General features: G+C 71.0%; 23 protein-coding genes. 7 read left to right on the forward strand and 16 right to left on the reverse strand.

Annotation, left to right across the window (positions count from 1 at the left end; genetic code table 11):
- Positions 1 to 60: 60 nt before the first annotated feature.
- Both map and VLJ82_RS08440 read right to left on the reverse strand, forming a co-directional pair.
- Positions 61 to 930, reverse strand: a complete 870-nt coding sequence (gene map, locus VLJ82_RS08435) for a type I methionyl aminopeptidase (protein ID WP_408662921.1) — start codon at positions 928 to 930, stop codon at positions 61 to 63.
- A 14-nt stretch (positions 931 to 944) separates the two neighbouring features.
- A complete protein-coding gene (locus VLJ82_RS08440) occupies positions 945 to 2,693 on the reverse strand; it encodes a ribonuclease J (protein ID WP_408662893.1) in 1,749 nt (582 codons plus the stop codon).
- Positions 2,694 to 2,806: 113 nt separating this feature from the next.
- Between VLJ82_RS08440 and VLJ82_RS08445 the strand changes: the two genes are divergently transcribed.
- Positions 2,807 to 3,130, forward strand: coding sequence for a hypothetical protein (locus VLJ82_RS08445; protein WP_408662894.1), 324 nt, complete (start codon positions 2,807 to 2,809; stop codon positions 3,128 to 3,130).
- 50 nt (positions 3,131 to 3,180) lie between these two features.
- Here VLJ82_RS08445 and VLJ82_RS08450 read toward each other — a convergent pair whose 3' ends face one another.
- The 6 genes from VLJ82_RS08450 to VLJ82_RS08475 all read right to left on the reverse strand — a co-directional run bounded on the left by VLJ82_RS08450 (position 3,181) and on the right by VLJ82_RS08475 (position 8,124).
- Entirely contained in the window at positions 3,181 to 4,047 is an 867-nt protein-coding gene (locus VLJ82_RS08450) for an oxygenase MpaB family protein (RefSeq protein ID WP_408662895.1), read from the reverse strand.
- Between the two features lie 79 nt (positions 4,048 to 4,126).
- Entirely contained in the window at positions 4,127 to 4,987 is an 861-nt protein-coding gene (locus VLJ82_RS08455) for an amino acid ABC transporter permease (protein ID WP_408662896.1), read from the reverse strand.
- Positions 4,984 to 5,631 (reverse strand): amino acid ABC transporter permease, encoded by a 648-nt coding sequence (locus VLJ82_RS08460; protein ID WP_408662897.1) that lies wholly within the window; start codon positions 5,629 to 5,631, stop codon positions 4,984 to 4,986. Before VLJ82_RS08460 ends, VLJ82_RS08455 begins: the two co-directional genes overlap by 4 nt.
- Before the next feature lie 29 nt (positions 5,632 to 5,660).
- Positions 5,661 to 6,548, reverse strand: coding sequence for a glutamate ABC transporter substrate-binding protein (locus VLJ82_RS08465; RefSeq protein ID WP_408662898.1), 888 nt, complete (start codon positions 6,546 to 6,548; stop codon positions 5,661 to 5,663).
- Between the two features lie 45 nt (positions 6,549 to 6,593).
- Positions 6,594 to 7,349, reverse strand: coding sequence for an amino acid ABC transporter ATP-binding protein (locus tag VLJ82_RS08470; RefSeq protein ID WP_408662899.1), 756 nt, complete (start codon positions 7,347 to 7,349; stop codon positions 6,594 to 6,596).
- Between the two features lie 115 nt (positions 7,350 to 7,464).
- Positions 7,465 to 8,124, reverse strand: coding sequence for a DedA family protein (locus VLJ82_RS08475; protein ID WP_408662900.1), 660 nt, complete (start codon positions 8,122 to 8,124; stop codon positions 7,465 to 7,467).
- Positions 8,125 to 8,246: 122 nt separating this feature from the next.
- Here VLJ82_RS08475 and VLJ82_RS08480 point away from each other — a divergent pair, with 122 nt between their 5' ends.
- Complete coding sequence (locus VLJ82_RS08480) at positions 8,247 to 8,468, forward strand: hypothetical protein (protein WP_408662901.1); 222 nt, start codon at positions 8,247 to 8,249, stop codon at positions 8,466 to 8,468.
- 77 nt (positions 8,469 to 8,545) lie between these two features.
- Here VLJ82_RS08480 and VLJ82_RS08485 read toward each other — a convergent pair whose 3' ends face one another.
- Positions 8,546 to 9,547, reverse strand: a complete 1,002-nt coding sequence (locus VLJ82_RS08485) for an NAD-dependent epimerase/dehydratase family protein (protein WP_408662902.1) — start codon at positions 9,545 to 9,547, stop codon at positions 8,546 to 8,548.
- 141 nt (positions 9,548 to 9,688) lie between these two features.
- Here VLJ82_RS08485 and fbaA point away from each other — a divergent pair, with 141 nt between their 5' ends.
- From fbaA to VLJ82_RS08500, 3 genes are all read left to right on the forward strand, one after another.
- Complete coding sequence (fbaA, locus tag VLJ82_RS08490) at positions 9,689 to 10,726, forward strand: class II fructose-bisphosphate aldolase (protein WP_408662903.1); 1,038 nt, start codon at positions 9,689 to 9,691, stop codon at positions 10,724 to 10,726.
- Positions 10,727 to 11,119 (forward strand): DUF3151 domain-containing protein, encoded by a 393-nt coding sequence (locus VLJ82_RS08495; RefSeq protein ID WP_408662904.1) that lies wholly within the window; start codon positions 10,727 to 10,729, stop codon positions 11,117 to 11,119. It abuts the gene before it with no gap.
- 85 nt (positions 11,120 to 11,204) lie between these two features.
- Positions 11,205 to 11,678, forward strand: coding sequence for a DUF4190 domain-containing protein (locus VLJ82_RS08500; protein ID WP_408662905.1), 474 nt, complete (start codon positions 11,205 to 11,207; stop codon positions 11,676 to 11,678).
- Between the two features lie 148 nt (positions 11,679 to 11,826).
- Here the strand turns inward: VLJ82_RS08500 and VLJ82_RS08505 are convergent, their stop codons facing one another.
- From VLJ82_RS08505 to VLJ82_RS08530, 6 genes are all read right to left on the reverse strand, one after another.
- Entirely contained in the window at positions 11,827 to 12,687 is an 861-nt protein-coding gene (locus VLJ82_RS08505) for an ABC transporter permease (RefSeq protein WP_408662906.1), read from the reverse strand.
- A complete protein-coding gene (locus tag VLJ82_RS08510; protein WP_408662907.1) occupies positions 12,684 to 13,565 on the reverse strand; it encodes an ABC transporter permease in 882 nt (293 codons plus the stop codon). The genes VLJ82_RS08505 and VLJ82_RS08510 overlap by 4 nt, the downstream gene beginning before the upstream one ends.
- Positions 13,555 to 14,499, reverse strand: a complete 945-nt coding sequence (locus tag VLJ82_RS08515) for an ABC transporter ATP-binding protein (protein WP_408662922.1) — start codon at positions 14,497 to 14,499, stop codon at positions 13,555 to 13,557. Before VLJ82_RS08515 ends, VLJ82_RS08510 begins: the two co-directional genes overlap by 11 nt.
- 135 nt (positions 14,500 to 14,634) lie before the next feature.
- On the reverse strand, positions 14,635 to 15,213 hold the full coding sequence (gene thpR, locus VLJ82_RS08520) for an RNA 2',3'-cyclic phosphodiesterase (protein ID WP_408662908.1): 579 nt from the start codon (positions 15,211 to 15,213) through the stop codon (positions 14,635 to 14,637).
- A complete protein-coding gene (locus tag VLJ82_RS08525; RefSeq protein WP_408662909.1) occupies positions 15,210 to 16,406 on the reverse strand; it encodes a PrsW family intramembrane metalloprotease in 1,197 nt (398 codons plus the stop codon). The genes thpR and VLJ82_RS08525 overlap by 4 nt, the downstream gene beginning before the upstream one ends.
- A 94-nt stretch (positions 16,407 to 16,500) precedes the next feature.
- Positions 16,501 to 17,205, reverse strand: coding sequence for a hypothetical protein (locus tag VLJ82_RS08530; protein ID WP_408662910.1), 705 nt, complete (start codon positions 17,203 to 17,205; stop codon positions 16,501 to 16,503).
- Positions 17,206 to 17,332: 127 nt separating this feature from the next.
- Here VLJ82_RS08530 and VLJ82_RS08535 point away from each other — a divergent pair, with 127 nt between their 5' ends.
- Positions 17,333 to 18,619 carry an adenylosuccinate synthase gene (locus VLJ82_RS08535; RefSeq protein WP_408662911.1) on the forward strand — a complete coding sequence of 429 codons (1,287 nt, stop codon included), beginning with the start codon at positions 17,333 to 17,335 and terminating at the stop codon, positions 18,617 to 18,619.
- A gap of 16 nt (positions 18,620 to 18,635) precedes the next feature.
- Here VLJ82_RS08535 and VLJ82_RS08540 read toward each other — a convergent pair whose 3' ends face one another.
- Positions 18,636 to 19,409, reverse strand: a complete 774-nt coding sequence (locus tag VLJ82_RS08540) for a fatty acid desaturase CarF family protein (protein ID WP_408662912.1) — start codon at positions 19,407 to 19,409, stop codon at positions 18,636 to 18,638.
- A gap of 234 nt (positions 19,410 to 19,643) precedes the next feature.
- Between VLJ82_RS08540 and VLJ82_RS08545 the strand changes: the two genes are divergently transcribed.
- Positions 19,644 to 20,843 carry a class I SAM-dependent methyltransferase gene (locus VLJ82_RS08545; protein WP_408662913.1) on the forward strand — a complete coding sequence of 400 codons (1,200 nt, stop codon included), beginning with the start codon at positions 19,644 to 19,646 and terminating at the stop codon, positions 20,841 to 20,843.
- Positions 20,844 to 20,872: the final 29 nt, after the last annotated feature.

The following is a 20,872-nucleotide window of genomic DNA, read 5'->3' on the forward strand; positions in this document are numbered from 1 at the left end:
AAACGTGATCGACAACGTGATCGACGCAGTATAGGCGGGCCGCCTGCACCGGGTTCGGGTTCAGCCGGCCAGGGTGAGGATCTCCGCGCCGTCCTCGGTGATGTGCAGGGTGTGCTCCCACTGAGCCACCCAGGACCGGTCCCGGGTGACCACCGTCCAGCCGTCGTCCCACATTTCCCAGGCGTTGCCGCCCAGGGTCAGCATCGGCTCGACGGTGAAGGTCATGCCGGCCTCGATCAGGCCCGAGGCCCGCGGCTCGTCGTAGGCGAAGATGGTGGGCTTGGTGTGGAAGGAGTAGCCCACCCCGTGGCCGGTGAAGTCGCGGATCACGCCGTAGCCGAACCGCTTGGCGTAGGACTCGATCACCCGGCCGATGACGCTGAACGGCCGGCCCGGCCGGGCGGCCTTGACCCCGCGCAGCATCGCCTCCCGGGTGCGCTCGGACAGCAGCCGCACCTCCTCGCGCGGCTCGCCGGCGAAGAACGTCGCGCAGGTGTCGCCGTGCACCCCGTCGACGTAGGCGGTGACGTCGATCTTGACCGCGTCGCCGTCGGCCAGCGGCCGGTCGTCCGGGATGCCGTGGCAGACCACCTCGTTCACCGACGAGCACAGCGACTTCGGAAAGCCCTTGTAGCCCAGGGTGGACGGGAACGCCCCGTGGTCGAGCAGGAACTCGTGCCCGATCCGGTCCAGCTCGTCGGTGGTGACGCCGGGCGCCACGTGCCGGCCCACCTCGTCGCGGGCAAGTGCGGCGATCCGGCCGGCGGCCCGCATCCGCCGTACCGTCTCGGCGTCCTTCACCGGCGGGTCGTCCCGGTCCCACGGCGCCCCGGTGGGACGGCCGGCGTTGTCGACGTACTCCGGCGGGACGATGCCGGCCGGCGTGCCGCGCATCGGCGAGATCCGGCCCGGCCGGACCGGCGTTCCCATCAGGCTCATGAAGGTCATACCTCGATCACGGTCGGCATCAGCATCGGCCGGCGCCGGAAGGTCTTGTCCACCCAGCGCCCGACGGTCCGGCGCAGGATGTGCTCCAGCGCGTCGGCGTCGCGCACCCCGTCGGCCAGCGCCTGCTCCACGGTGGTGATCAGCTCCAGCCGGATCGGGTCCAGTGCCTCGGGGTCGTCGGTGAAGCCCTTGGCGGTGACCTCGGGCCCGTAGACCACCTTGGCGGCCCGCAGGTCCACCGCGACCAGGATCGAGACGAAGCCCTCGTCGCCGAGGATCTGGCGTTGCCGGATCACCGCGTCGCCGATGTCGCCCACCTGCAGGCCGTCGACGTAGACGTTGCCGATCTCGATCTGCCCCACGATCCCGGCGTTGCCGCGGTCGAGGTCGACAACCACCCCGTTCTCGGCCAGCAGGACGTGCTCGTCGGCCAGGCCGGCCGACTGCGCGATGGCGGCGTGCGCCCGCAGGTGGCGCCACTCGCCGTGCACCGGCATCAGGTTCTTCGGCCGCACCGCGTGCAGCAGGTAGCGCAGCTCGCCGGCTGGCGCGTGACCGGACACGTGCACCAGCGCGGTGGACTTGTGCACCACCGTCGCACCCAGCCGGGACAGCCCGTTGATCACCGTGAACACCGAGTTCTCGTTGCCCGGGATCAGCGAGGACGCCAGCAGGATGGTGTCGTCGGGCACGATCCGGACCACCGGGTGCTCCCGGTTGGCCATCCGGCTCAGCGCCGACAGCGGCTCGCCCTGCGATCCGGTGCAGATCAGCAACACCCGGCTGGACGGCAGCTGCTCGGCGTCGTTGAGGTCGACCAGGATGCCCTCGGGCACCTTCAGCAGCCCCAGGTCCCGGGCGATCTGCATGTTGCGCACCATCGAGCGGCCGACCAGCGCGACGTGCCGTTCGGACTCCACGGCGGCGTCGAGCACCTGCTGCACCCGGTGCACGTGGCTGGCGAAGCAGGCCACGATGATCCGCCCGGTCGCCCGGGTGATCACGTCGGCGACCACCTTGCCGACCTCGCGCTCGCTGGGGATGAAGCCGGGCACCTCGGCGTTGGTGGAGTCGGCCAGCAGCAGGTCCACCCCCTCGTCGCCGAGCCGGGAGAAGCCGGGCAGGTCGGTGAGCCGGCCGTCCAGCGGGGTCTGGTCCATCTTGAAGTCGCCGGTGTGCAGCACGGTGCCGCTGGAGGTGCGCACCGCCACCGCGAGCGCGTCCGGGATCGAGTGGTTGACCGCGTAGAACTGCAGGTCCCACTCGCCGACGGTGAGCCGGTCGCCTTCCCGGACGATCCGCAGGTCTGGCCGCAGCCGGTGCTGCTCGAGCTTGGCGGCCACCAGGGCCAGCGTCAGCCGGGAGCCGATCAGCGGGATGTCGGGCCGCGAGCGCAGCAGGTAGGGCAGCGCGCCGATGTGGTCCTCGTGCCCGTGGGTCAGCACGATCGCGTCGATGTCGTCCAGCCGGTCGGCGTAGGCCGACCAGTCCGGCAGGCCCAGGTCAACCCCGGGCGCGTTGGTCTTGCCCAGCAGCATCCCGCAGTCCACCACCAGCAGCCGGGAGCCGCCCGCCGTCCGGCCGGGCGCGGCAGCCGGCTGGCCGGCACCGGGCACGGCGGGCGAGCGGCTTTCGAACATCGTCATGTTGCGGCCGATCTCGCCGATGCCGCCGAGCGCGACGATCCGCAACACCCCCCGCCGGAGGTCCGGGGGGTTGGCAAGCGCTCGTTCTGGGGTGCTCACGTGGCTGATCTCCTGAGCTGTCTGCCGGCAGGGGGCTGGCCGGTCTGCCGGCCGCCGAGCAGCCGGGTGTCTGTCCGCGAGTTTAGCCAGCGGCTGGACTACCGTGACCGACCATGAGCTCAGCTGCCCCCGCTCCGGTGCTCCACGCGCTCGACAGCAGCCAGGTGCAGAACGTTGGCCTGGGTGCCATCGTGGTCATCATCCTGCTCGGCCTGCTGCTGGCCCGCCTCGTCACCAAGATGGTCACCCGGGTGATCGTGCTGGTGGTCGCCATCGTGCTGGCGGTGGTGGTCTACCAGCAACGCGGCCGGGTGGCCGACGCGGTCGCCGATGCCGGCAAGCGGTGCGAGGCGACCTTCTTCGGCGTGCACGTCCAGCCGGACGACCCCACCATCCGCAAGGCCTGCGAGCAGGCCGGCAAGGTGAACGGCAAGTAGCTCGTCGGGCAGCGCCGGAGCCGGGTCGGGCTGGCGGTTGCTCCGAGCTGTCAGGCGGCGTCCGGGGTCGGTGTCAGCACCCAGCGGATGCCGCGGACCAGTCCCTCGCCGGCCAGCCGCACCACGGTGGCCTCGGCCAGCGGCAGGTAGGGCAGCCGCAACGGCCAGCGGGCCCAGCGCGGCAGGCTTGCCACCGCGGCGGCGGCCAGCGCCCCGTACGGTGCCCGGGCCGCCAGCGGCAACGGCGGCGTGAGCAGCATGAACCGGGCCGCTTCCCGGGCTTCCCGGGTGCCCGCGAGCTCGGGACGGTAGGCCTCGAGCTCTACCCGGACCTGCGCCTCGGTGGTGGGCGGGTCGAGCACGCCGAGGGCGGCGGCCACCCGGGCGCTGTCGGCGACGTAGCCGTCCCGGCCGGCCTGGCCGAGGGGGTTCGCGCCGTAACGCTGGTAGGTGGTGAGGAAGCTGTCCACCTCGGCCAGGTGCACCCAGCGCAGCAGGTGCGGATCGGAGGCGGCGTAGTGGCGGCCGTCCGGCGCGGTGCCCTGCACCCGGTCGTGGATGGCCCGGATCCGGGCGATCATCTCCAGGGCATCGGCCTCGACGCCGAAGGTGGTCACCGCCAGGAAGTGGCTGGTGCGGTGCAGCCGTCCCCACGGATCGCCGCGGTAGCCGGAGTGCGCGGCCACCCCGGCCATCGCCAGCGGGTGCAGCGACTGCAGCAGCAGCGCGCGCAGCCCGCCGACGAACATCGCCGCGTCGCTGTGCACCTGCCAGATCGGCCGGCTGGCGTCGAACCAGCGCGGGCCGGTGGCCTGGTGGATCCGTTCCCGGCGCTGCGGGCCGCGGCTGCCGGCCACCTGCTCGAACAACGCCGATCCCAGCCGTTCGCGCACGGCCGACAGCACCGGAAGAGTCACCCTGTCGACTCTACGACGGCGCCGCTACCGGGTGCGCCGCCCCACGGCGCCGCTACCGGATGCCCGCCACCGGCAGCCGCTACAGCGTGCCCAGCCCGGTCTCCACCTGGGCGGTCCGCACCGGCGTCCGGCCACTGGTGCGGCGGCGCTGGCGTCCCTCGACGTAGCTGGCCAGCCCCGACAGCAGCGAGTTGATCACGATGTAGATCACCGCCACGGCGAGATAGAGCTGCAGCGGATTGCGCAGCACCTGGACCAGCTGCCCGCCGGTGCGCAGCAGCTCGGCGTAGCCGATCACGAAGCCCAGCGAGGTGTCCTTGAGCAGCACCACCAGCTGGCTGATCAGCGCCGGCAGCATCACCCGGACCGCCTGCGGCAGCAGCACCATCCGCAGCGTCTGGCCGCGGCTCAGGCCGATCGCGTAGGCCGCCTCGGTCTGGCCCTTCGGGATGGACAGCACCCCGGCCCGGACGATCTCGGCGATCACCGCGCCGTTGTACAGGGTGAGGGCCAGCACCAGCGCCCAGAGCGCGGGCAGGTTGGTGTGCACCACCCGCGGCCAGGCCAGGAACAGCGCGAAGATCAGCAGCAGCAGCGGGACGCCGCGGAAGAACTCGATGACCGCGACCGCCGGCACCCGGAGCCACCACTGTCGTGACAGCCGGCCGAAGGCCAGCAGCACGCCCAGCACCGCGGCCAGCCCCATCGCCAGCAGCGCGGCGTGCAGGGTGTTCTTCAGCCCGTCCCACAGCCGCTCGTACAGCTGCGGCTCGGTGAAGAACGGCTTGTACTTGTCGTAGTCGAACTGTTCGTTGACGGCCAGCCGGCGGGCGGCCAGCCCCAGCACCGCCAGCAGCACCAGGCCGCCGACGATGCTGGCGATCAGCACCCGCCGCCGGGCCCGCGGGCCCTGGACGTCGTAGAGGACCGGGGTGCTCATCGGCCCGCCGACACGGCGCGCTCGAGCAGGCTGAACAGGAAGGCGCTGATCAGCGCCAGCACCAGGTAGGCCAGCGCGGCCGCGGCGATGATCGAGATCACCGCGTCACCGTGGGCGTTGATCAGCTGGTTCATCGACTGCACGCCCTCGAAGACGAAGAACGCCGAGGCGATCGAGGTGTTCTTCAGCAGCGCGATGAACACGCTGGCCAGCGGCGGCACGATGTTGGCGAAGGCCTGGGGCAGCACCACCAGGCGCAACGTCTGGGAGAAGGTCATCCCGATCGACCGGGACGCCTCGGCCTGGCCGGGCGGCACCGAGTTGATGCCCGAGCGCACCGCCTCGGCCACGAACGCCGCGGTGTAGATGGTCAGTGCCAGCACCGCGAAGCGGAAGAACGGCAGCTTGATGTCCACCTCGGGCAGCCCGAAGACCACCAGGAAGAACACCACCGTCAGCGGGGTGTTGCGGACCAGCCGGACGTAGCCGGCCGCTGCCCAGCGCAACGGCGGCACCGGCGAGACCCGCATCGCGGCGATCAGGGTGCCCAGCACCAGCGCCCCGATCGCCGCGAGCAGCGTCAGCGAGACCGTCGTCCGGAATCCTCGGTAGAACACGTCGAGGTTGTCGAGGACGTCCTTCATCGCGCTCGAGTCCGGTCAGCGAGGTCCGGTCAGTTGCTGCAGCCGCGTGGCTCGGGCAGCGTGGGCACGGTGTCGATCACCTTGCCGGCGGTTGCCTTGAAGGCCTTCTCGTAGCTGCCGTCGGCGACCGCGTCCTTCAGCGTCTGGTTGATCCAGTCGCAGAACGGCTCCTGGCCCTCGGGGATGCCGATCCCGTACGGCTCGGAGGTGAAGGTCTTGCCGAGCAGCTCGAACTTGTCCGGCGCCTCGCTGACGTAGCCGGACAGGATCACGTTGTCGGTGGTGACCGCGTCCACCTGGCCGTTGGCCAGCGCGTCCCGGCACTTGGAGTAGGCGTCGACCAGCACCAGGTCACTGGTGGTCAGGCCGTACTTGTCCTGCACGGTGGCGGCCGGCGTGGACCCGCTCACCGAGCAGGTCTTCTTGCCCTTGAGCGACTCGGGGCCGGTGATGTTCTTGGGGTTGCCCTTGGCGACCAGGATGTCCTGGCCGGCAACGAAGTACGGCCCGGCGAAGTCCACCACCTTGTCGCGCTTGTCGTTGATGGTGTACGTGGCCACCACCATGTCGACCTTCTTCTGCTGCAGGAACGGCTCGCGGTTGGCCGACACCGACTCGACGAAGCTGATCTTGTCCTCGGCGATGCCCAGCTTGGCGGCGATGATCTTGGCGATCTCGACGTCGAAGCCCTCCGGCTTGCCGGACAGGCCCTTGAGCCCGAACAGCGGCTGGTCGAACTTGGTGCCGACGGTGATCTTGCCGGCCGCGGCAAGGTCGGCCATCCGGGTACCGGCCGCGAAGCTCGGCTTGGCGACCGGCGGGACGATGGTGTCGTCGTTCTTGTCGCTGCCGCACGCGGTCAGGCCGAGGACCAGCGCGACGGCCGGGAGGGCGGAGATCAGGGAGAGGGGACGCATTGTGAGGTCCTTACCTGTTCGGGACGCAGTAGATCTTCAAGGGCGTCAGTGACTGAGGATCTTGGACAGGAAATCCTGGGTACGCGCGGACTCGGGCGAGGTGAAGAAGGACTCCGGCGGGGCCTGCTCGATGATCCGGCCGTCGTCCATGAACACCACCCGGTGGGCCGCCCGCCGGGCGAAGCCCATCTCGTGGGTGACCACCACCATCGTCATGCCGCTCTCGGCCAGCGAGGTCATCACGTCGAGCACCTCGTTGATCATCTCCGGGTCCAGCGCCGAGGTCGGCTCGTCGAAGAGCATCACCATCGGGTCCATGGCCAGCGCCCGGGCGATGGCGACCCGCTGCTGCTGGCCGCCGGACAGCTGCGCGGGGTACTTGTCGGCCTGGTTGCCGATGCCGACCCGGTCCAGCAGCTCCCGGCCGCGAGCCTCGGCGGCGGACCGCTTGACGCCCTTGACCTTGACCGGGCCGAGCAGCACGTTCTCGATCACCGTCTTGTGGGCGAACAGGTTGAACGACTGGAACACCATGCCGACCTTGGCGCGCAGCTGGGCCAGCTCCTTGCCCTCGGCCGGCAGCGGCTTGCCGTCGATGGTGATGGTGCCGGAGTCGATGGTCTCGAGCCGGTTGATGGTCCGGCACAGCGTCGACTTGCCCGAGCCGGACGGGCCGATGACGACCACCACCTCGCCGCGGTCGATGCTGAGGTCGACGTCCTTGAGTACGTGCAGCTGCCCGAAGTGCTTGTTGACGCCCGACAGGACGACCAGGGGGCTGCCCGTGGCCGGTGCGCTCATCTGGCTCTCACGAGCGCCACACTAGCCTGCGGCCGGCTCGTCGGGGCAGCGCGGGCCGGACGTCAGACGGCGATCGTGACCCGACCGTTGCCCGGTTGGCCCGGTATCGGCCCGGTCAGTCGCGCACCTTGCTGGGCCGGCTGCGCCACCAGTGCACGGCGGTCGGCAGCAGCGAGAGCACCACCACGGTGACCAGGATCAGGTCGATCTTCGGCGCCACCGTGTCGCGGACGAACTTCACGTGGCCGAGCGCCCGGCCGAGCAGCAGGATGCCGTCGGTCCACAGGATGCCGCCGATCACCGAGTACAGCGCGTAGACCGAGAACCGCATCTTGCCCACCCCGGCCATCACGGTGGCCACCGTCCGGACCACCGGCACGAACCGGGCCAGGATCACCGTCGCCCGGCCGAACCGGTCGAAGAAGGCCTGCGAGCGGGTGACGTAGGAGGGTTTGAACAGCCGGGACTTCGGCCGGTCGAAGACCTTGGGACCGGCTTGGTAGCCGATCCAGTAGCCGACCAGGTTGCCGGCGACCGCCGCGATCGGCAGCGCGACCAGCATCACCGGCAGGCCCGGCAGGTCGATCGAGGGATCGTTGATGGCGATCAGCAGGCCGGCGGAGAACAGCAGGGTGTCGCCGGGCAGGAAGAAGCCCACCAGCAGGCCGCACTCGGCGAACAGGATGACCAGCAGCCCGATCAGCCCGTAGCTGCCGAGCAGGTGCTTCGGCGAGATCGGGTTGGCCAGCAGCTGGGTCGCCAGGTCACGGGTCATACCGGCAAGGGTACGGACGGCCGATGGGGGTTCCGGCCACCCGGCCGGTCCTTCGGCGCTCGCACAGCAGGTCTACAGCAACCTCGAAGCCGCGCCGCAGGGACGGCGCGCAGGGTGGTGCCATGACCAGCACCGCAGCAGCCCACACCGGCCGGATCCGGGCGGCCCTCGCCGCCGTCGCCACCGCCTGCGCGGCGGCCCTGTACGGCAGTTACCTTCCGCACCCGCAGGCCGGCCCCTCGGTGGTCAGCACCGCGGCGGGGCCGGCCACCGGCAGTTCCGGCACGGTCGCCGGCCAGCGCTGGAGCGCCAACCCGGCAGCCGTTAGTCCGATCGGCCGTTAGTCCGGTCAGCCGTTAGTCCGGTCAGCCGTTGACCCCTGCCAGCCGTTAGTCCGGTCGGCCGTTGACCCTGGTAACCGTTAACCCCGCCAGCCGGCCAGCAGCTCCTGCTCCCGCTCCGGCGCCAGGCCCGGCGTCCGCTCCGCGGGTTGCCAGCCGCCGGGGATGCTCCGCATCCAGTCCCAGGTGTCGAGCAGGGTGTCCCGGACCGGCCGGCAGGCCAGCCCCGCGGCCTCGGCGGGGGTGGTGTCGGAGGCCCACAGGCCCGGCGCCTCGGCCGCCGGTATCCACAGCGGCAGCTCGGTCCAGCCCGCGACGCCGGCCTGCGCGAGGTAGTTGTCGCCCACCCAGACGAACTCGGCGTCCGAGGCGGTGATCTCGCGGGCCTCGGCGAGCAGCTGGCCGCGGCTGATCTGGTGGGCCGGTCCGGTGACCTCGAAGGTGCCGGCCGCCAGCTGCAGCGCGAACTCGGCGATGTCGCGGGCGTCGATCAGCCGCAGCTCGTCGGAGGGCGCACCGGGGGCCAGCGTCGGCCCGCCCCGGGCCACCCGGTGCAGCCACCACGGCAGCCGGCCGACCCGGTCGTTCGGGCCGACGATCAGCCCGGCCCGCAGCAGCGAGCAGCGGTCCTCGCCGAAGGCCCGCAGCACGGCGCGCTCGGCGCCCACCTTGCGCCAGCCGTACTCGCCGCCCTCGGGCAGGTCGTCGGGCACCTGCTCGCCGACCGCGTCCGGGTCGCCGTCGTAGCTGCCCTGTTGCTGGTAGTCCGCCTGCGGCCAGCCGGAGTAGGCGTTGATCGAGGAGGTGAAGGCGTAGTGGCCGGCGCTCGGCGCCAGCAGCTCGGCGCTCGTCCGGACCACCTCGGGCAGGTAGCCGGTGTCGAAGACCAGGTCGTAGCTGGTGCCGGCCAGCGCCGCCAGGTCGTCCGGGTCGGTCCGGTCACCGGTGATCGTCCGGGCGCCGTCCACCGGCGGCCCGGACGAGCCGCGGTTGAAGGTGGTCACATTGTGGCCGCGGGCGACGCCGAGCTCGGCGACCGCGCGGGAGAGGAACACCGTTCCCCCGAATACCAAGATCTCCATCGCGCCAGCCGACCAGACGAGCATCCGGGCAGGCAATGGATGTTCGCCCCCAGCGCAGTGGAATACTTTGGCCAGGCAGCACCCGCACCGGCGCGGGCCGGCTGCGAGAGTTCCGGCCCGCGTGAATCGAGGGAGATCCCGATGCCCATCGCCACCCCCGAGATCTACAACGAGATGCTCGACCGCGCCAAGGCGGGCGGTTTCGCCTACCCGGCGATCAACTGCACCTCCTCCGAGACCATCAACGCGGCGCTGAAGGGCTTCGCCGACGCGGGCAGCGACGGCATCATCCAGTTCTCCACCGGCGGCGCGGAGTTCGGCTCCGGCACCGGCGTCAAGGACATGGTGACCGGCGCGGTGGCGCTGGCCGAGTTCGCGCACGTGGTGGCCGCCAAGTACCCGGTGAACGTGGCGCTGCACACCGACCACTGCCCCAAGGACAAGTTGGACGGCTACGTCCGGCCGCTGCTGGCCATCTCGGCCGAGCGGGTGCGGGCCGGCAAGAACCCGCTGTTCGGCTCGCACATGTGGGACGGCTCCGCGGTGCCGCTGGAGGAGAACCTGCAGATCGCCGCCGAGCTGCTGAAGCTGACCGCCGAGGCCCGGATCGTGCTCGAGGTCGAGATCGGCGTGGTGGGTGGCGAGGAGGACGGCGTCGCCAACGAGATCAACGACAAGCTCTACACCAGCGACGAGGACTATGCCGCCACCCTGGAGGCGCTGGGCGCCGGGGAGCACGGCCGCTACCTGCTGGCGGCGACGTTCGGCAACGTGCACGGGGTGTACAAGCCCGGCAACGTCAAGCTGCGCCCGATCGTGCTCAAGGGCGGCCAGCAGGTCGCCGCGCGCAAGCTGGGCCTGCCCGAGGACGCCAAGCCGTTCGACCTGGTCTTCCACGGCGGCTCGGGGTCCTCGCTGGAGGAGATCCGTGAGGCGGTCTCTTACGGCGTAGTGAAGATGAACGTCGACACCGACACCCAGTACGCCTTCACCCGGCCGGTCGCCGGGCACATGTTCACCAACTACGACGGGGTGCTCAAGGTCGACGGCGAGGTGGGCAACAAGAAGGCCTACGACCCGCGTTCCTACCTCAAGGCCGCCGAGGCGGGCATGGCGGCGCGGGTGGTGCGGGCCTGCGAGGACCTGCAGTCCGCCGGCCAGGCAATCAGCGGGTCGTAGATGGACCTGCTCAACCCGCGCACCCTGCTGCCCGTGGACCCGGCCACCGCGGAACTCGCGTCCGGCGCGGATCCGGTGGCGGTGGCCACCGCGCACCCGGCGTCCTCGGCCGCCTGGGCGGCGCTGGCCGAGCAGGCGTTGGGCCGTGGCGCCACCATCGAGGCCTACGCCTACGCCCGCACCGGCTACCACCGCGGCCTGGACGCGCTGCGCCGGGCCGGCTGGCGGGGCACCGGACCGGTGCCGTGGTCGCACGAACCCAACCAGGGGTTCCTGCGGGCGCTGCACGCCCTGGCCGTGGCGGCCGCCGCCATCTCCGAGGCCGACGAGGCGGCCCGCTGTACTGCCTTCCTGTCCGACTGCGATCCGGCCGCGGCCGACGCGCTGGGGTAGGAAGCGCCGTCTTCCCACCTGTCCCCGCAGGACGGGCGCTCTTCGCCTGGGCGCCAGGCGAATTCCGGTCAGATTCGGTTCTGCCGTGCCGATCGGACTCCCGGAATCGACGAAGGGCGGCCCGGTGACGGCAGCTATGTGGCATGTGGTGTCCGATGGGCAGCCGATGGGCGAGTATCCGGAGCCGTACCTGGTGAACCTCGCCTCCCAGGGGCGGGTCAACCCGAACGACCTGTACTGGCGGCCCGGGATGCCGGCGGCGGCGCCCGTGCACACGCTGGCCCCGTTCGAGCTTTACTTCCGTCCGCGCAAGCTGGGTGACGATCCGGCCCTGCGCTGGGTGCTCCCGGTCGGCCGGTCGCGCTGGGCGATCGCGGCCGGCTACCTCGGCATCTTCTCGCTGCTGCTGGTCTTCGGGCCGTTGGCGATCGGCGCCGGCATCCTGGGCCTGCGCGAGATCGAGCGGAAGCCGAACCTGCACGGCAAGGGCCGGGCTTTCTTCGGGATCATCGCCGGCTCGCTGGCCACCTGCATCCTGGTCCTGCTCCTGCTCCGGTAGCGGCCCGCGGCGGTACCGTGGCCGGTTACTACGAAGGAGCCGGGCCGGGTCAGGCCCGGCTCAGTCCCGCCAGTCCGTTCGGGTACCGGTGCTGCTCACGTCATCAGCCCCGCTCAAGTCATCAGCCCTGCTCGGGTGTCCGCCTCGCTCAGGTCATCAGCAGGGTGCCGAGCCGTCGGGTGGTCACCCACAGCCCGACCGCGGCCATCGCGGCGAAGTACAGCAGGTGCAGCGCCAGCCCGGCGTTGATAGTGCCGTAGGTCAACGCCCGCATCACGGCGATCCCGTGGTGCAGCGGCAGGCACTGCACCACCAGCCGCAGCCAGACCGGGTAGGTGGTGAGGCTGTAGAAGGTTCCAGAGAACAGAAACATCGGCAGGATGAGCAGGGTCACCACCTCGATGTCCTGCCAGTTGCGCACGAAGGTGGTCACCGCCATACCGAGGGCGGCGAAGCCGAAGCCGATCAGCAGTGCCGCAGGCACCAGCAGCAGCGCCCACGGCGACAGGATCAGCCCCATCGCCAGCATCACCAGCACGAACGCGACCGAGTACATCCCGCCGCGGGTCAGTGCCCAGCTCATCTCGCCGAGCGCGATGTCCATCGGGGCCAGCGAGGTGGCCAGCATCCCGTCGTAGAGCTTGGCGTACCGGAGCTTGAAGAACACGTTCATCATCGAGTCGTTCAGCGCCCCGTTCATCGCCGAGGAGGCCAGCAGGGCCGGGGCGATGTACTGGGCGTAGGTCAGCGGCTGGCCGTGCGGGCCGGTCACCCCGCCGACCAGGGTGCCGAGGCCGGTGCCGAAGGACAGCAGGTAGAACAGCGGCTCGAAGAAGCCGGAGACGATGATCAGCCAGGCCCGGCGGTAGACCCGGGCGGAGCGTTCCATCAGCACGGTGGCGCGACCGGCGTAGATGCTCGGCGGCAGCACCCGCAACAGCAGGCCGCGCCGTGCCGGGGACCCGCTCTCGACCGGTGCCGGCGGGTCGGCCAGCCCGAGCCGGCTCATCGGCTCAACCTCACCCGGAACCGCCAGCCGGTCAGCAACACCCCGGCGACCGTCAGCGCGGTCAGGAACACCAGGTGTCCGAGCAGGGCGGGGGCGCCGACCTGGCCGACCCCAGAGCTGAGGTGCAGCGAGCCGAGCGAGGTCCACCGGGCCAGCTCGGTGGCGTGCCAGAGCGGCGACAGCCAGGCCAGCGCCTGGCCCCACTCCGGCAGCGTGCTGACCGGGTAGAAGGTGCCCGAGAACAGGAACATCGGCATGACCAGGAACCGGAAGATCGCCGCGAAGCCGCCGCGCTCGGTCTCGACGCTGGCCGAGTAGACCGCGATCGGAGCAGCCAGGGCCATCGCGCCCAGGGTGGCGATGGGCACGCACAGCAGCGCCCCGGGGCTGCGGATGCCACCGAAGCAGGCCACCACCGCCAGGTACAGGGTGGCCGAGAACGTCGCCCGGGTCGCGATCCAGGCGAGCACGCCGCCGGCGATCTGCTGGGCCGTCAACGGGGTGGCGTTCATTCCGAAGTAGATCCGCTGGAACTTGAAGCCGCCGAACAGGATCGGGTACGTCGACTCACCCACCGCCACCTGCAGCGCGGTTGCGGCGATCAGTGCCGGGGCCAGGAAGCTGAGGTAGGAGGTGCCCAGGCTCTGGGCGCCGGAGCGGGCGTTGACGATGCTGCCCAGCCCGATGCCCAGCGAGAGCAGGTAGAGCACCGGCGCTCCGAGCTGTGCGACGGCCGAGACCTTGAAGTAGCGCCGGGCCGTGATCAGCGAGTACTCGAACAGGGCGGTCAGCCCGCCGCCGCGCGGGTTCACCAGCTGCCGGGTGGCGGTGTGCCGGCCGGCCACCGGCAGGCTGGCCGCCGGAGCGTCAGTCGACAAGGCTTCGTCCCGTCAGCCGCAGGAACACGTCCTCCAGGCTGGCCCGGCGCACCAGGCTCGACACCGGCTGCAGGCCGCGCTCGTGCACCTTGCGCAGCACGTCCTCGCCGTCGGAGACGTAGAGCAGCAGCCGGTCGGCCAGCACCTCGACCCGCTCGGCGAGGTCGGCCACCTGGTCGGCGCGGGCCTCGTTCTCGTCGATGCCGAAGCGCAGCTCGGCGACCTCGCGGCTGACGTGCTCGGTGATCAGCCGGGCCGGTGAGCCCTCGGCCACGATCCGGCCGTGGTCCATCACCACCAGCCGGTCGCACAGCTGCTCGGCCTCGTCCATGTAGTGGGTGGTCAGCACCAGGGTGACGCCCTGGTGCTTGAGCCGGTACAGCCGGTCCCACAGGATGTGCCGGGCCTGCGGGTCCAGCCCGGTGGTCGGCTCGTCCAGCAGCAGGATCTCCGGGTCGTTGATCAGCGACCGGGCGATGGTCAGCCGGCGCTTCATGCCGCCGGACAGCGGCTCGACCTTGTCCCGGGCTCGGTCGGACAGCTGGGCGAAGTCCAGCAACTCCTCGATCTTGGGCCGCAGCGCCCGCTTGGGAATGCCGAAGTACCGGCCGTAGATGTAGAGGTTCTCCCAGACGGTCAGTTCCAGGTCGAGGTTGTCCTGCTGCGGCACCACGCCGAGCCGGGACCGGATCACCGGGCCCTCGACCGCCGGGTCCATTCCCAGCACCCGCAGCCGGCCCCCGGTGGCCGGTGAGACCGCGCCGACCATCCGCATGGTGGAGGACTTGCCGGCACCGTTCGGACCGAGGAAGCCGAACGACTCGCCCCGGGCCACCGAGAAGTCCACCCCGGCGACGGCGTCGAAGTCGCCGAACCGCTTGGTCAGCCCGACGGCCTCGATGAGCGGGCCGGTACCGCGTCCGGACGGATCGATGCCGGTCCCCGACGGATCGGTGCGGCGCCGGGCCGGGTCGGTGCTCGTTCCGGCCGCATCGGTGCTGGTCACGGCGCGAGCCTACAAGCCGCCACCGACGCCGACGGGGCTGCGACTGCCACCGGGCCGGCCATCTCAGCCGGCCTGTTCCGGCACTCCCGCGCCGAGCGGGAACACCTCGGCCACCTGGTAGCGCGAGCCGCCGGGAGCGAGCTGGGACTGCACCAGCGCGATCTCGCTGACCTGCCAGCTGGGCCCGGCGTACAGGTCGAAGACCCGCAGCCACCGGGTCATCTCCACCGGCCGGTTGGACCGGGCGAGGGTGAGGTGCGGCCGGAACTTCGCGCCGTCCACCGCGACTCCGGCACGGACCGCCGCCGTCCGGCTGCCGGTCGACAGCCGTTCCAGCTGGTCGACCTCACCGGCCACCCCGGTCCAGAGCAGCTTGCCCCGCGCCGGGTTGGGAAAGCTGCCGGCGCCCTGCAACCGCAGCTCGAACCGGTCCCGGCGCCCGGCCAGCCCGGCCAGTTGCTCGACCAGCTCGTCGAGGTCGCGGTCGGCCACCGCGGCCATGAAGGCCAGCGTCAGGTGCCAGTTCTGCTGTGGCGACCAGCGCAGCGGGCTGTCACGCTCGGCCCGCGGCTCGACGTAGTCGGCGAGGTCGGCGACCACCTCCGGTGGCGGCAGCACCGCCACGAACATCCGCCGGCTCATCGGCCCGACAGCGACGCCGGCCGGGACGGGCCGACCGGCGGAGCCGACCCGGCGTGCTCGGCCAGCGGCTGGGTGGCCCGGGCCCGGCTGACCCGCAGCGCCTGCACCAGCTCTGCGTGCAGGGCGTAGGCGTCGGCCGGCCCGACGCCGCGCTGCACCCGATCGCGCAGGAAGGCGAGCTCGGTGGCCGCCGCCTGGAAGGTGCGCAGCGCCCGGGCCGCGGGCTTGCCAGAGCGGGCCGTCACCGCGCGCAGCCAAGCCCGTCGGGCGGCGATGCTGTCCAGCCAGCCGGCCTCGGCGGGCGTGATCAGCCGGAAGTACACCAGCTCCGGCAGCTGCCGGCGCACCACGTCGCGCTCCCGGCGCCGGTGGTAGCGGGCGATCAGGATCGCCGCCAGGAAGGCCGGGATCATGATCACCACGTAGACCAGCAGGTACCCGCCCAGGCCGAAGGTCAGCGAGCCGTTCCACAGCGCGTGCAGGGCCACCGCGGCCAGGTAGCCGGCCAGCGGGTAACGCCAGCGGGCCGGGTACTGCGGCCGGCTCACCGCCAGCCCCACGCCCAGGCCGGTCATCGAGGTGAACAGCGGGTGCGCGAACGGGGCCAGCACCAGCCGCAGCACCACGGTGACCACGCCGGTCTCGGTGCCCTGGTTGAAGCTCTCCGCGACGTAGCCGATGTCCTCGACGAAGGCGAAGCCGACCGCGGCGAACCCGGCGTAGACCAGGCCGTCGACCACCCCGTCGAACTCCCGCCGGCGGGCGCCGGTGAGCATCACCAGCAGGAACGCGCCCTTGGCCGCCTCCTCGACGGCCGGGCCCACCAGGACGAGCACCGCGCCGCTGCCGAGCACCGCGTTGCCGGCCAGTTCCAGCACCAGGCTGGCCACCACCGCCACGCTGGCGCCCCACAGGAAGGCCAGCAGCAGCAGCCGGCTGGGCTCGGGTTCCCACCGGTCCAGCCAGAAGTAACAGGCCAGCACCACCGCCATCGACAACGCGGTCAGCGGCACCGCGACGATCAGCCCGACCGGATGCTCCGCTCCCACGGCCAGCAGCAGGCCCGCGGCCAGGGCGGCCAGTACGACCAGCACCGCGATCGGCGCCCCGGTGGCCCGGGTCTGCCGGCTCAGCGACGGCTGGAACTGCGGCGGCCCGGTCAGGGACGGTGCCAGCCGGGGGTCAATGCTCATGCCCCCGACTCTATTGCCCCGGACCGACAGGACCGCCTGGAACCGACAGCGCCGGTGACCAGCTGTGGATAACCGTCGAGGAACACCGGGCCGGTCAGCTGCCGGGCAGCGCCAGCCACCACAGCTTCGGCTCGGACCAGAAGGTGCGCTTGCCGCGCGGCCGCTCCCGGGGCAGCCCGTCGGCGACGATCAGTGCCGGGTCGCAGGCCAGCTGCAGCGACCGTCCCCGGTAGCTCCGGCGGCGCAGCCGGCCCAGCTGCACGGTGGCCTCCAGCTCGGACGGGCCGAGCCGGCGTACCCGCAGCCCGCGCGCCGCGCCGTCGGCCAGCCGCTGGTCGTCCACCACCGCGCGCAGCCACCACCGGGAGCCGGGCGTGCCGTCCGGCGGGTCGGGCCACGGCGCCAGGCTGGCCGAGTCGACGCAGACGCCGCCGGAGTCGTCCTTGACCACCCCGACCAGCCGGGCCGGCGCCAGCGTGGCCACCCGCAGCTGTCCGGCCATGTCCGCGGGCAGCCCGAGCCGGGACAGGTAGGGCACCGGCCGGCGGACCAGCACGGCGGTCTCCAGCGTCTCCAGCAGCCCGCGGCGCAGCAGCCGGTGCAGTGCCAGGTTCAGTCCGGCGAGGTCGGTGTCCAGCACCAGCCGGACCGAGTCGGCCACCAGGCCCTCGGCGCGCACCTCCAGCGCCGCCAACGCGGCGTCCACGTCGGCGGCGTCGGTGGCGGTGTGCCGGTCCGACAGGTTATCCAGGCCCTCGACCGGCGGTTGCCGGCCGATGGTGAGTTGCACCAGGTGCACGGTGGGTACCCTTCCCGCTGGCGTGGTGTCGGCAGGTGCGGCAGCTAGATTGCACGAGAACCCAGGCTCGGCGATCGTGCCCCGCCGCAGAGCAGCCCATTTCGGCCGAAAGTCAGGAGTCCGCTACATGCCCGCGATCGTTCTGATTGGCGCTCAGTGGGGCGACGAAGGCAAGGGCAAGGCCACCGATCTGCTGGGCAGCCGGGTCGACTACGTGGTGAAGTTCAACGGCGGCAACAACGCCGGGCACACCATCGTGATCGACGGCGAGAAGTTCGCCCTGCACCTGCTGCCGTCCGGCATCCTGAGCGAGAACTGCGTGCCGGTGATCGGCAACGGCGTGGTGATCGACCTGGAGGTGCTGTTCGGCGAGATCGAGGCGCTGCAGGCGCGGGGCCGCTCGGCCGACAGGCTGGTGGTGAGCGCGGGAGCGCACATCATCCCGCCGTACAACACCACGATCGACAAGGTCACCGAGCGGTTCGCCGGCAGCCGCAAGATCGGCACCACCGGGCGCGGCATCGGCCCCACCTACGCGGACAAGATGAACCGGATCGGCATCCGGGTGCAGGACCTGTTCGACGAGGTGCGGCTGCGCGAGAAGGTCTCGAGCGCCCTGAACCTCAAGAACCAGGTGCTGGCCAAGATCTACAACCGCCGGGCGCTGGAGTCGGAGGCGGTGATCGACTTCCTGCTGTCCTACGCCGAGCGGCTGCGGCCGATGGTGGCCGACACCGCGCTGCTGCTGCACGAGGCGCTGGACGACGGCAAGACGGTGCTGCTGGAGGCCGGCCAGGCCACCATGCTCGACGTCGACCACGGCAGCTACCCGTTCGTCACCTCCTCCAACGCCACCGCGGGCGGCGCGTGCACCGGCAGCGGCATCCCGCCGACCCGGATCGATCGGGTGATCGCGGTGGTGAAGGCCTACGCCACCCGGGTGGGGGAGGGACCGTTCCCGACCGAGCTGCTGGACGCCAAGGGCGACGAGCTGCGCAACGCCGGCGCCGAGTTCGGCACCACCACCGGACGTCCGCGCCGCACCGGCTGGTACGACGCCCCGGTGGCCCGCTACGCCGCCCGGATCAATGGCGTCACCGACTTCGTGCTGACCAAGCTGGACATCCTCACCGGCATGCCGGAGGTGCCGGTGTGCGTCGCGTACGAGATCGACGGCGTCCGGCATGCCGACATGCCGATGACCCAGGCCGAGTTCAGCAGGGCCGTGCCGGTGTACGAGACCTTTCCCGGCTGGGACGACGACATCTCCCACGCCCGGACGATGGCTGACCTGCCGGCCAACTGCCAGGCCTACGTCCGGGCCCTGGAGGAGATGTCCGGCGCCCGGATCTCGGTGATCGGCGTGGGCCCCGGCCGCGAGCAGTCCATCGTGCTGCACGACCTGCTGCCCTGACCTCCGGCGGAAACGCCTAGCGCACCAGCCGGGCCAGGATCGCGTGGTCCTCGGCGCGGGCCGGCACCCCGGTCACCGCGGTGATGAGCCGTTCCAGCCCGCGGAAGAAGCCCCACTCGCCCAGCGTCCGGTCGGCCAGCCCGTTGATCAGGCAGTAGTGGCTGTCGTGCGCGCCGCGGTGGTGGCGCAGGTGGTGGTCGGGTGAGAGCAGCAGCCCGCAGCGCTGCAGGAACCTGGGGACCGGCCCGCGCCGGCGCCGGTGGCCCCACTTGTGGTACTCGAACATCAGCGAGACGTCGACGCTGTAGACGACGGCGGCCAGGCACAGCGACACCACCAGCACCGGGTGGCCGGCGGCCACCGTCTGCGACAGCACCAGCAGCACGAAGGCACCGGAGCCGGCGAACCAGGACAGCATCCCGGAGTCGGTGGCGAACCGGAAGGTGAAGATCTCGTCCGGCTTGGTGTGGTGCTCGCGCACGATCGACACCATCCGCCGGAACGGCCCCCGGGTGGTGGAGAACCAGGTGTCGAACCCCCAGTGCAACAGGCCCGAGGTCAGGTCGGCCGCGAAGGTGGCCGCCGCGAAGGCCAGCAGGCTGCCGGCGATCAGCGCCGGGTGCCAGGCCGGACCGAGAGAGCCGGCCAGCCGGGCCACCGCCAGCGCGAGGACGGCGAGGTTGAGGCAGCCGCCGAGAATCCGGAAGGACCGGTCGAGGGTGGAGAGGCGGTGCGCGGCGCTGGCCGCGCTGCCCGCCTGGCGCGCTGGCGTAGAGCCCGATTTCCGCATGATGCCTCGGTTGGGTTTTCAACCGTGTGGATGGGAAAGGCAACAATAGTGACGCCCCGCCGCCCCGGTCAACCGCCGGCAGTACCCGGCTGCCGGAAGTCGGGACTTGTTCTGCACGGCTCGGCACCCCTAATCTCGGGCTCTTAATGAACCATTTCTCGTCCCACAAAGGGTGGTGTGCGTGGAATGACGCTTACTGATCCGGCTACCGGTTCGGCTGCACAGACCGACCCCGTGAAAACCGGCCCGTCCGAAACAGACAATGTCGACCGATTGATCGGCGTGCTGCAACGGCTGCACAGTTCCGGAACGGTCGAGTATTACGACGGCACCTCCCAGCGGGTCGGTACCGGTGACCCGGCATGGAATATCCGGTTCCGCACCAGGGAATCGCAGTCGTTGCCGCTGAACGAATTCGCCCTCGGCCAGGCCTACGTCAACAGCGAGATCGATCTCGACGGCGATCTCACGGCATTGCTGGAAGCCCGCTCGGAATTGCGCAAGGGCCTCACCGTCCGGGACGCGGTGTCCTTTGCCTACCGGCTGATGCTCCGGGCGCCGACCAAGGTCAACGCCGCGGCGATCGCCAAGCACTACACCCTCGGTGACGACTTCTACCTCAGCTTCATCGACCGGCGTTACCGCTACTACTCGCACGTCCTGTTCCAGCACGACGACGAAACCCTCGAGGAGGCGGCCGAGCACAAGCTGGAGTCGATGTTCGGCGCGCTGGACCTCAAACCCGGCATGCGGCTGCTCGATATCGGCGGCGGCTGGGGCGGTACCACCGAATACTGCGGCCACCGCGGCGTCGAGGTCACCTCGTTGACGCTGGTCGAGGAATCGGCTGCCTATATCCGGCGGCTGATCGCCGAGCACGGTATTCCCGGCAAGGTGCAAGTGCAGGACATCCTCGACCACCGTCCGGCCGAGCCCTATGACCATGCCGTGATTTACGGCGTCATCGAGCACATTCCCAACTACCGCACATTCTGTGAACGGGTCTGGTCGGCGCTCAAGCCCGGTGGCCGGCTTTATCTGGATGCCTCGGCGGCGAAACAGAAATTCGCCGTCAGCCCCTTCACCCGGCAATTCACCTGGCCCGGCCACCATTCCTTCCTGTCCCTGCAGGACATGGTGCGTGAGCTGCTGTGGCACGGTTTCGAGATCGTGGAGGTCGAGCGCGAGACGCACGACTACGAGCTGACCATCAAACACTGGGCCGACCGGTTCGAGGCCAACCACGACTTCGTGGCCGAGCGCTGGGGCGAGGACGTCTACCGGGCGTTCCGGGTGTTCCTGCGCGGCGGGCAGCATGCCTTCGCCACCAACCGGCTGCAGGCCTACCACCTGGTGGCCGAGCGCCGGGAGGATCCCGGCCCGCGTCCCGGTGCGCTGGTGCGGGCCGCCGACTTCATCGGCTCGCTGCGCTGAGCCCCGCTGAACCGCCATCTGCCCACAGG

Source organism: Jatrophihabitans sp. (genome assembly GCF_035474675.1).
Lineage (GTDB): Bacteria > Actinomycetota > Actinomycetes > Mycobacteriales > Jatrophihabitantaceae > Jatrophihabitans_A.